This window comes from Stenotrophomonas sp. UBA7606, assembly GCF_002477705.1.
GTDB lineage: Bacteria > Pseudomonadota > Gammaproteobacteria > Xanthomonadales > Xanthomonadaceae > Stenotrophomonas.
In genome coordinates, this window is the sequence record NZ_DLJW01000080.1 from 1 (window position 1) to 9,424 (window position 9,424).

Consider the following 9,424-nt stretch of genomic DNA (forward strand, 5'->3'; position numbering starts at 1 on the left):
TGGGAATTGGGAATTGGGAAAGCGTGGCCGCTTGTAGTTTGTAGCCCGGGTAAGCGCAGCGCACCCGGGGCTCTTTGCGGAAAGCCTCGGGTGCGCTGCGCTTACCCGGGCTACAGATATCAACGGCTCGCGCGCTTCCCAATCACTAATCCCGACTCCCCAATCCCCGCTCCACCGCAATACGCCGCATGCAAGGCCTGCATCACTCCCAACGCGGGGCTGTCGGCCAGGGTGTAGAAGATGGTCTGGGCTTCACGGCGGGTGTTGACCAGCCCGCCGTTGCGCATCACCGCCAGGTGTTGTGACAGTGCCGACATCGACAGCCCGACCTGGGCCTGCAGTTCGCCCACCGATGCCTCGCCTTCTACCAGCCGGCACAGCACCCGCAGGCGCGCCGGGTGGGCGAGGGATTTGAGCAGCTGCGCAGCCTGTTCGGCATGCGCCTGCATCTGTTCGATATCCATGTCCTGCATGTGCATCGCGGCTTCAGGTCCAGGCTTGTACTTTGGATGGCGCTAGTTTAATTTAGAAAAATCTAAATTAAAAGCCGAGGACTTCCTCATGACCAATTCGCACACCGCCGCGCCGCAGGTGCAGGCCTTCCATGACAAGGACACCGGTACACTGAGCTACGTCGTCTACGACCACGACGGCGGCATGGCGGCCATCATCGATCCGGTGCTGGATTACGACGCTGCCGCCGCGCGTACCAGCACCGCCTCGGCCGATGCGCTGTTGCACTTCGTGCAGGGCAAGCTGCTGACCGTGGCCTGGATCCTGGAGACCCATGCCCATGCCGATCATCTCAGTGCGGCGGGCTATCTGGCCGACACCTTGAAGGTGCCGGTGGCCATTGGCCAGGGCATCGTCGCGGTGCAGCAGCGCTTCAAGGCCTTGTTCGGCCTGGGTGACGAGTTCATCGCCGATGGCAGCCAGTTCGACCGCCTGTTTGCCGATGGCGATACCTTCAACATTGGTGGGCTGGAAGGGCGGGTGATCGCCACCCCGGGCCACACCGATGACAGCCTGACCTATGTGATCGGCGATGCCGCCTTCATTGGCGACACCGTGTTTGCCGCCGATACCGGCACCGCGCGCTGCGACTTCCCGGGGGGCGATGCGCACCGCTTGTTCGGCTCCATCCAGAAGATCCTGGCCTTGCCGCAACCCACCCGTATCTACCTCTGCCACGACTACCCCGGCGACCGCCGCGCAGCGCAGGCGCAGACCAGCATCGACGAGCAGAAGCAGCACAACGTGCACCTGAAAGGCGGCACCGGCGAGGCCGCCTTCGTGCAGATGCGGCAGCAGCGTGATGCCAGCCTGCCTGTGCCCAAGCTGATCCTGCCGGCACTGCAGGTCAACATCCGCGGCGGCCGTCTGCCCGAGCCCGATGCCAATGGCGTGCGCTACCTGCGCCTGCCGCTGGATCAGATGGGGGGCGAGCAATGAATACCTGGATCAGCGCGCTGGCCGGGGGGGTATTGATCGGGCTGGCGGCGACGCTGCTGTTGTGGCTGAGCGGGCGCATTGCCGGTATCAGCGGCATCGTCGGTGGTGTGCTGCAGCCGCGGCAGGGCGAAGTCGCCTGGCGTGCGGCATTTCTGGTCGGCCTGATTGCGGCCGGTGCCGCCTGGTTGTGGCTGGTGCCGGGTGCCTATACGCCGCGACAAGGCTTTCCGCCGGTGCTGCTGGTTGTTGCCGGGCTGCTGGTCGGCATCGGCACGCGGCTGGGCAATGGCTGCACCAGCGGCCATGGCGTGTGCGGGCTGGGGCGGCTGTCGCTGCGCTCGCTGGCAGCGGTGATGACCTTCATGGTCACCGCCATTGCCACCACCTATATCGTGAGGCACGTGGCATGAGTAGTTGGCGTATTCCCTTTGCAGCATTGCTTGCCGGTGCCTTGTTCGGACTGGGGCTGGCGGTATCGGGCATGACCGATCCGCAGCGCATCCTCGGTTTCCTGGATGTGTTTGGCGACTTCAATCCGGCGCTGCTGTTTGTACTTGGCGGCGCGGTGATGACGACGATGCTGCTGTTCCGGTTTGTATTGCGGCGACCGGCACCGGTATTCGCGCAGCGCTTCCACTTGTCGGACGTGCGCAGCATCGATGCGCGCCTGCTGACGGGTGCGGCCCTGTTCGGGATTGGCTGGGGCTTGGCCGGCTACTGCCCGGGCCCGGCACTGGTTGGGCTGGGCGTGCTGTCGCCGGAGGCATTGTGGTTTGTGCCGGCGATGCTGGTGGGTATGTTGCTGCACAACGTGGTGAGTCGCAGCAGCAGCCCGTAGGTGCGGCGTCGGCCGCGAGGCTGGCGGACTGCCAGATCTCGCAGAACCCAATCCCACTCATTCCTGATTGCTTTGGTTTCGCTGTCGGAAGCGATGTCAGCTTCGCGGCTGACGCCGCTCCTACAGGGCCTGGCGGGCGGGGTCGCTCAGTTCCAGCTCGCGCAGTACCACGCTGGCCTGGGTGCGGTTGCGCACGCCCAGGCGTTCGAAGATCGCCGACAGATGGGCCTTGACCGTGCGTTCCTGCACGTCCAGGCGGTCGGCGATCTGCTTGTTGAGCAGGCCTTCGGCAACCAGTGCCAGTACCCGGAACTGCTGTGGCGACAGGCTGGCCAGACGTGCGGCCAGCTCGCTGTCGTGGCTGGAGGATTGCGCGCGTGAGACCGAGGCACGCAGCGAGGCTGGCAACCACTGCTCGCAGGCCATGACGCTGCGGATGGCCTCGCGCAGCTCGTTCAAGCCCGAACTTTTGGGCAGGTAACCGGCGGCGCCGTGGTCCAGGGCGCGGCGTACCACGCGCGGGTCATCGTTGGCCGAGACCACGATCACCGCCACGCCCGGGTGCTGGGCACGGATCGCGGCCAATCCGGCCAGGCCGTGATTGCCCGGCATATGCAGGTCGAGCAGGATCAGGTCGGTGTCCGGTGCCGCATCCAGTGCCGCCAGCACGCCATCCAGCGATTCGGCTTCGCGCACCTGCAGATCACTCATGGCCTCACTGGCCGCCTGCCGCAGCGCGGCGCGGAACAGGGGATGGTCGTCGGCGATCAACAGGCTGGGCATGGCGGTACTGACAGGCGGAAAGGAAGCTGCCGCCGGTGTCTGTGCCACCGGCGGCTTGGCCAGTATGCCGTGGTTTTCAGCCATTGCCTGCTTCCCTTGGCAATCCGCCGCTTACTGCGCGGTCCAACCACCGTCCATCGGCATCGCCGCACCGGTGAGGTTGTGCGACTCGCGGCGGCACAGCCATACCACCATCGCGCCGATGTCCTCGGGCAGCGACATGCGCAGGCTCGGCTGCTTTTCCTCCAGCAGGGCGCGCACGCCGTCGTCGCGGCTGCCGCCATTGCGATGGGCCTGGATCTGCGGCTCGATCAACGGCGTTTCCACCCAGCCCGGGCAGACGCAGTTGACGGTGACGCCGCCGCTGTCGCGGCTGCCGGCGGCGGCATATTCCAGCGCTGCGACCTTGCTCAGGCCGACGATGCCGAACTTGCTGGCCACGTACGGCGCCTTGTTCTTGGACGCCACCAGGCCGTGCACCGAGGCGATGTTGACCACCCGGCCATAGCCACGCTCGGCCATGCCGGGCAGGGCGTGCTGCATGGTGTGGAAGGCGGCGCTGAGATTGATGGCGATGATGTCATCCCACTTCTGCGGCGGCTGCTCGGCCAAGGGCGCGGCGTGCTGGATACCGGCGCAGTTCACCAGGATGTCGATGTTGCCCCAGGCCTGCACGGCCTCGAGCATGTGCGCGATCTGGTCGGGCTTGCGCAGGTCGGCATCGAAGTGGCGGGTGTCGATGCCGGCGTCGGCCACGCTCTTGAGCGCGGCCTCGATCTGCTCGGGCGTGCCCAGGCCATTGATTGCCACCCGCGCGCCGGCGCTGGCCAGTGCCTGGGCGATGGCCAGGCCGATGCCCGAGGTACTGCCGGTCACCAGGGCGGTGCGGCCTTGCAGGAAGCGGTCCATGGGGGACTCCGGATGTGATGGGGGGAGGCTGGCAAACGTAGCAGCCGCAACGCTAAAAACGTGTGGTACTTAAGTACGATGAGAGCGGTGCCGCTGCTCTGCTACGGTGCGTGCATGAGCCAATCCTTACTGCGCGCCGCCTGCGGCCTTTTCGTCGGACTGAGCCTGGCCTCCTGTGCCAGCGGCCCAGCTTCCAAGTCCGTGGAGCCTTCCATGTTCAGCAACGAACTCCGCAGCGAGCATCGCGGCAGCGATGACCTGCTCACCGCCGGGCTGGGCCTGGCCGGCCTGCGCAGCATGGCGCCCCCGGCATTTGCCGACGCCACTGCACCGACTGTGGACGAACTGCGCCGCCGGGCGATGTGGGGCAGCTGGCGCGGCATTGCGGACCTGGCACCGGGTGGCGGTTATGGCGAGCTGTTCGGCAGTCTGCAGAGCGTGCCCGGCCGCGAGTACTCGGCGTTCGCGCGTCTGCCCGGTGCCAAGCAACCGCACCGCGTGCTGGCGCAGGTGCCGGACAACTTCGATACCGCCAAGCGCTGCGTGCTGGTGGCCCCGGCATCGGGCTCGCGCGGCATCTATGGCGCGGTCTCGGTCGCCGCGGCCTGGGGCCTGCCCAAGGGCTGTGCGGTGGTCTATACCGACAAGGGCGCGGGCAGCGATTACTACGATCTGGACGCGCAGATGGGCGTGCGCGCCAATGGTACCGTCGGTGCCCTGGGCGACGTCGATGATCTGGCCTTTGTGCCGGATGCACCGGTCAATGCCGCGGGTGTTGCGTTCAAGCACGCGCATTCCAAGGACAACCCGGAGGCCGATTGGGGCCGGCACGTGAAACAGGCCGCCGAATTTGCGCTGCTGGCGCTGGAGCAGGCCTATCCGCAGGCGGCACCGTTTACGTTCGACAATACCCGCATCATCGCCGTTGGCATTTCCAATGGTGGCGGCGCGGTGCTGCGTGCGGCCGAGCTGGAAGGCGATTGGCTGGACGCGGTGGTGGCGGGTGAGCCCAGCGTCTATTCCAGCGCCCCCGGCGCACGGGCGTTGTACGACTACACCACCGAGGCGGCGCTGTTGATGCCGTGCGCGCAGCTGCACATGAGCAACCTGCCGCAGCCGCCGATGACGGCGGCGCTGCAGGCCGGTGCGGCCGTGCGCTGCGCCACCTTGGCTGCTGAAGGCGTGATCAGCGGCGCGACCCTGGCTGCGCAGGCCAAATCGGCTTACGACCTGATGCTGAGCAAGGGCTGGACCGATGCATCACTGCGTGCGGGTGCCTTGTCCACCGGCTTCGATCTGTGGCGTGCGATTGCTGCGACCTATGCCTCGGCCTACGGTCGTTATGGCGTGGGCGAGCATCCCTGCGGTTTCAACTTTGCCGCACAGAACCCGGACTTCTCGCCGCGCGCCGCGACCGCAGTCGAGCGTGCGGCGTGGATCTCCGATGGCAGCGGCATTCCGCCGGGCGCCAGCGTTGGCCTGCTCGACAGCAAGGTCGCCTTGCCGGACCTGGGCTATGCCGGCCTGAAGTGCCTGCGGGGTCTGTGGGACGGGCAGGGGGAAGACGCCAAGCGTGTGCAGGCCGGCATCCAGGCCACCCATGCGGGTTTGCCGCGCAAGGGCCTGCCGGTGATGGTGGTGCACGGCGCTGATGACGGCCTGATTCCGCCGGCTTTCAGCAGCGCGCCGTATGCAGCGGCGGCCAAGGCTGCCGGGCGCGAGGTGAGCTATTGGAAGGTGCAGAACGTGCAGCACTTCGATGGTTTCCTAGGCCTGCCGGACTATGGTTCGCGCTACCTGCCGCTGTTGCCGTATGTGTATGAAGCGCTGGACCGGGTGCAGGCACGCCTGGACAAGGGCACGGCCTTGCCGGCTGATGCGGTGATCGCAACCACGCCGCGTGCGGGCAAGCCGCTGACGGCGGAGAACCTGGCAATGCCGAAGTAAAAGCTTCTACCCCCTCCCTTTTGCGCAGCAAAGGGGAGGGCTGGGGAGGGGTTGGCTTTTAGCTCTTTGCTGTTGGATCTGTGGCTTGGCGGCTTACGCCGCTCCTACGAGAGCCCGATCAAAAGCCACTGATGGCATCATTGCCCGATGCACACCTTGAACTCCCCTTCCCGCGTCATTCCCTCGGCCCTCTACCAGCGCGAGCGTTGGCGCAACGGCCTGGGCTGGACCCGCGAAATCCTGCGCCTGCCCGAACAGGGCGACTGGCAGCTGCGCCTGTCCATCGCCGAGATCGAACAGGATGCGGCCTTCTCTGCCTTCCTCGGGGTAGAACGTGAGCTGGTGTTGCTGCAGGGCGAAGGCCTGCGCCTGCGCTTTGCAGATGGTCGCTGCGAGACCTTGCTGCCGCCGTATCAGCGGCTGCGCTTCGCTGGCGAGGCGGAGCTGGTGGGTGAACTGGTCGATGGCGTGACCCAGGACTTCAACCTGATGTGGCGACGTGAGGCGCTGCAAGCCGAGCTGCTGCATCGGCCCTTGGTCGGCAACATGCTGTTCTTCACCGAGCCGCAGGCGGCATGGGCGATCCATCTATTGGCTGGGCAGGCCGAGTTCGAGGGTGGCGTGTTGCCGGCGATGTCGGCAGGCGATACCGCGTGGTTGGGGGCTGGCGAGCGGCAACGCTACACGCTCAGTGGCGGCGGCGAGTTGCTGGCGATACGGCTGACGCCAGCGGCGTAAATGTAGTGCCGAGCCATGCTCGGCAGGGGGCATTGCCGGGAAAGCTTCTGCCGAGCATGGCTCGGCACTACGTTTGGGATTGCTTGTAAGGCCCTTGCCGAGCATGGCTCGGCACTACAGGTGAAGCGTTGTTGCGATCAGTACACGTCGCGGCGATAACGCCCTGCGATACGCAACGCTTGGTGCGCATCGGCACCAATCGCATCGATGATGACCTTGTCCACTGCCGGGGCCATGCCTTGCAGGCTGCCGCAGACCAGGAGGGTGGCGCCGTCGTCCAGCCACTGCCGCAGCACATCGCTGTGTGCGGCCAGTGCGTCCTGCACATAGTGGAACTGGCCGTCATCGCGGCTGAAAACAGTGTCGAGTCGCTCGATGCCGCCTTCGCGCTGCCATCGCTGCAGCTCGGCACCGAAATGGAAATCGTGGGCGGCATTGCGTTCGCCGAACAGCAGCCAGTTGCGGTGTGCCCCTGCATCGATGCGTGCGCGCAGGTGGGCGCGCAGGCCTGCGATGCCGGTGCCGTTGCCGATCAGGATCAGCGGAGTGTCGTTGGCCGGTGGGTGGAAATTGCTGTTGCTGCGCAGGCGCAGATCAATGCTGTCGCCGATCTGCGTGTAGTCGCAGAGCCAGCCGCTGGCCAGGCCGGGTGTGCCATCCGGGCGCAATTGCCGGCGCAGCATCAGTTGCAGGCTGCCTTCGCCAGGCATTGACGCAATCGAGTATTCGCGATGGGGCAGGGGTTTGAGGCTGGCTGCCAACGTATTGGCATCGTGATTGTCGGCGCCATCCGGCAGATAGGAGCGGGCGAGGGCGTCCGCCAGCGTGCGGCCATCGGCCAGCACGGTTGCGGCATCGAACCGGTTTGCCTGCAGCCACTGCATCACCGCATCGGCGGATTGGCGTGGGCCGATCTCGGCGATGTCGCCGGCCTGCCAGGCCGGCAGGGTGCCCGTGGTGGGCTGCAGTTGCAGGTGGAAAACCTTGCCGCCGATGCTGCCGGGGTTGAGTACTTCACGTTGGCGCAGCAGCCAGGGTTGATAGGCCGGTGCGCTCCAATCGCTGGCATGGCTGGCTTCCCCGCCAAGTTGGCCCAGCAGTTGCTGCCAATGGCGCAGTGCGTCGGCATCGGCATTGTCCACTTCCACCGTATCGAACAGCGGTTGCGCGCCGTGTGTGCGCAGCCACTCGTCGAGTTGATGGCCGAACGCGCAGTAGTGCTCGTAGGTCTTGTCGCCCAGTGCCAGCACCGCGTACTGCAGCTGTGGAAGCTGCAACGGCGTTGGCATCACCTGGCTCAGGAAGGCGAGCGCATGATCCGGCGGATCCCCTTCACCGGTGGTGGCGGCGACAAACAGGGCCTGGCGACTGCTGGAGAGCAGCGCAGCATCAACCTGGTCGATGGCGCGCAGGCGGGTCTTGTGCCCGGCAGCGCGCAGATGCGCGGCGGTGCGCTGTGCCAATTGTTGGGCAAAGCCGGTCTGGCTGGACCACGCCACCAGGATCGGCGGTTCATTGCTGTCGCCGTTGTCGTCGTCGCGTTGGCGGGTACACCACCACAGCGCGAAGCAGGCTGCGGCATAGACCACCAGTGCTGCCAGCGCCATCCACCACTGCGATGCCAATGGCGCAGCCGGCCACCAGCGTTCGCCCAGATGCAGGCGCAGCAGCAATAGCGCGATCAGCAGCAGGCCGAGGCCAACAGCGAGATTGCCGAGCAGGTCGCGGGGGGAACGATTGGGGTTCATTGCGTGCTGGCGTCCAGGTAACGCTGGAAGGCGGGCGTCATGGTTTCGACAAGGCCATTGCTGCTGCGGGTGATGAAGCGTGCAGCCAAGTCGTGGTCATTGGCAAAGGCCAGGCCTTCTTCGGCACCCATCACGGTGAGCGCGGTGGCCCAGGCATCGGCGCGCATGGCGTCGCGGGCAATGACCGTGACCGCCGCGGCAGCGCGATTGACCGGGGCGTGACTGCGTGGGTCCAGGGTGTGGCTGTAGGACACGCCATCGCGCTCGAAGTGATGCCAGCGGTCGCCGGAGGTGGCAACCGCCAGACCATCGAGCGCCAGTACGCGCGGTGGGTACTCGGCGCCGGCGTCTTCTTCCGGTGCGGACTCGACCAGTACGCGCCAGGGCTGTCCATCGGGTTTCAGGCCGTAGCCATGCAGTTCGCCGCCGACCTCGACCAGCGCGGCGCTGATGCCGATACGGCGCAGCCAAGCGCTGACCAGATCCACGCCGTAGCCCTTGGCGATGGCAGATAGATCCAGTTGCAGGCCGCCGGGTTGTAGCGCGCTTTGCGTCTGCGGGTCGAGCTGCAGCTTGCGCCAGCCGCAGCGTGCGGCGACTTCGGCCAGGCGCGCCGGATCGGGCACCGTCCGTGCACCGGCATCGGCACCAAAGCCCCACAGGGCGACCAAGGGCCCAATGCTGGGATCAAAGGCGCCAGCGCTGCACTCGGCGATGTCGCGCGCGGTACTGAGTACGTTCCAGAAGTCATCGGGCAGTGCCTGCCAGCTGTTGGCGGCGGCGCGGTTGTAGCGGCTGATGTCCGAATCCGATTCCCAGGTGCTCATCTGCGCGACCACGCGGTCGAGTTCGGCCTGGATGCCTGCATGCAGCGGGTGCAGGTCACGGCTGCGCGCAGCGACCAGCTTGACGCTCCAGCTGGTGCCCATGGTGTGGCCGCCGAGGGCGGCGATGTCGGAGTTGGAGGACATCGAAAATGATCGGCTAGGTGTGATCTCTCAGTAGGTTG

General features: G+C 66.3%; 10 protein-coding genes. 5 read left to right on the plus strand and 5 right to left on the minus strand.

The genetic code is table 11. The annotated features are described in order from the left end of the window. Window positions 1-119 precede the first annotated feature (119 nt). A complete protein-coding gene (locus tag B2527_RS10320; protein ID WP_293711589.1) occupies window positions 120-479 on the minus strand; it encodes an ArsR/SmtB family transcription factor in 360 nt (119 codons plus the stop codon). Between the two features lie 82 nt (window positions 480-561). On the opposite strand from B2527_RS10320, the gene B2527_RS10325 reads away from it, so the two are divergent. The 3 genes from B2527_RS10325 to B2527_RS10335 are packed head-to-tail and all read left to right on the plus strand — an operon-like array spanning window position 562 to window position 2,290. Next, window positions 562-1,452, plus strand: a complete 891-nt coding sequence (locus B2527_RS10325) for an MBL fold metallo-hydrolase (RefSeq protein WP_293711591.1) — start codon at window positions 562-564, stop codon at window positions 1,450-1,452. Further along, entirely contained in the window at window positions 1,449-1,862 is a 414-nt protein-coding gene (locus B2527_RS10330; RefSeq protein WP_293711593.1) for a YeeE/YedE family protein, read from the plus strand. Before B2527_RS10325 ends, B2527_RS10330 begins: the two co-directional genes overlap by 4 nt. Then, complete coding sequence (locus B2527_RS10335) at window positions 1,859-2,290, plus strand: DUF6691 family protein (RefSeq protein ID WP_293711595.1); 432 nt, start codon at window positions 1,859-1,861, stop codon at window positions 2,288-2,290. Before B2527_RS10330 ends, B2527_RS10335 begins: the two co-directional genes overlap by 4 nt. A 120-nt stretch (window positions 2,291-2,410) precedes the next feature. Here B2527_RS10335 and B2527_RS10340 read toward each other — a convergent pair whose 3' ends face one another. Both B2527_RS10340 and B2527_RS10345 read right to left on the minus strand, forming a co-directional pair. Continuing rightward, window positions 2,411-3,073 carry a response regulator transcription factor gene (locus B2527_RS10340; RefSeq protein WP_293711608.1) on the minus strand — a complete coding sequence of 221 codons (663 nt, stop codon included), beginning with the start codon at window positions 3,071-3,073 and terminating at the stop codon, window positions 2,411-2,413. A 111-nt stretch (window positions 3,074-3,184) separates the two neighbouring features. Next, window positions 3,185-3,982, minus strand: a complete 798-nt coding sequence (locus B2527_RS10345; RefSeq protein WP_293711597.1) for a 3-hydroxybutyrate dehydrogenase — start codon at window positions 3,980-3,982, stop codon at window positions 3,185-3,187. 114 nt (window positions 3,983-4,096) lie between these two features. Between B2527_RS10345 and B2527_RS10350 the strand changes: the two genes are divergently transcribed. Together B2527_RS10350 and B2527_RS10355 are read left to right on the plus strand one after the other, a co-directional pair. Beyond that, entirely contained in the window at window positions 4,097-5,929 is a 1,833-nt protein-coding gene (locus tag B2527_RS10350) for a 3-hydroxybutyrate oligomer hydrolase family protein (RefSeq protein ID WP_293711598.1), read from the plus strand. A gap of 147 nt (window positions 5,930-6,076) precedes the next feature. Continuing rightward, the gene (locus B2527_RS10355; protein WP_293711600.1) at window positions 6,077-6,667 is read left to right on the plus strand and encodes a HutD family protein; all 591 of its coding nucleotides are present in this window, start codon (window positions 6,077-6,079) and stop codon (window positions 6,665-6,667) included. Between the two features lie 137 nt (window positions 6,668-6,804). Here B2527_RS10355 and B2527_RS10360 read toward each other — a convergent pair whose 3' ends face one another. Then, a complete protein-coding gene (locus tag B2527_RS10360) occupies window positions 6,805-8,415 on the minus strand; it encodes a sulfite reductase subunit alpha (protein WP_293711603.1) in 1,611 nt (536 codons plus the stop codon). Then, the gene (locus B2527_RS10365) at window positions 8,412-9,386 is read right to left on the minus strand and encodes an FAD:protein FMN transferase (RefSeq protein ID WP_293711606.1); all 975 of its coding nucleotides are present in this window, start codon (window positions 9,384-9,386) and stop codon (window positions 8,412-8,414) included. The genes B2527_RS10360 and B2527_RS10365 overlap by 4 nt, the downstream gene beginning before the upstream one ends. Window positions 9,387-9,424 lie beyond the last annotated feature (38 nt).

Excerpts from the sequence above, each read along its gene's own strand:
- B2527_RS10320 (WP_293711589.1), bottom strand. The coding sequence starts at position 479 with ATGCACATGCAGGACATGGATATCGAACAGATGCAGGCGCATGCCGAA.
- B2527_RS10325 (WP_293711591.1), top strand. The coding sequence starts at position 562 with ATGACCAATTCGCACACCGCCGCGCCGCAGGTGCAGGCCTTCCATGAC.
- B2527_RS10330 (WP_293711593.1), top strand. The coding sequence starts at position 1,449 with ATGAATACCTGGATCAGCGCGCTGGCCGGGGGGGTATTGATCGGGCTG.
- B2527_RS10335 (WP_293711595.1), top strand. The coding sequence starts at position 1,859 with ATGAGTAGTTGGCGTATTCCCTTTGCAGCATTGCTTGCCGGTGCCTTG.
- B2527_RS10340 (WP_293711608.1), bottom strand. The coding sequence starts at position 3,073 with ATGCCCAGCCTGTTGATCGCCGACGACCATCCCCTGTTCCGCGCCGCG.
- B2527_RS10345 (WP_293711597.1), bottom strand. The coding sequence starts at position 3,982 with ATGGACCGCTTCCTGCAAGGCCGCACCGCCCTGGTGACCGGCAGTACC.
- B2527_RS10350 (WP_293711598.1), top strand. The coding sequence starts at position 4,097 with ATGAGCCAATCCTTACTGCGCGCCGCCTGCGGCCTTTTCGTCGGACTG.
- B2527_RS10355 (WP_293711600.1), top strand. The coding sequence starts at position 6,077 with ATGCACACCTTGAACTCCCCTTCCCGCGTCATTCCCTCGGCCCTCTAC.
- B2527_RS10360 (WP_293711603.1), bottom strand. The coding sequence starts at position 8,415 with ATGAACCCCAATCGTTCCCCCCGCGACCTGCTCGGCAATCTCGCTGTT.
- B2527_RS10365 (WP_293711606.1), bottom strand. The coding sequence starts at position 9,386 with ATGTCCTCCAACTCCGACATCGCCGCCCTCGGCGGCCACACCATGGGC.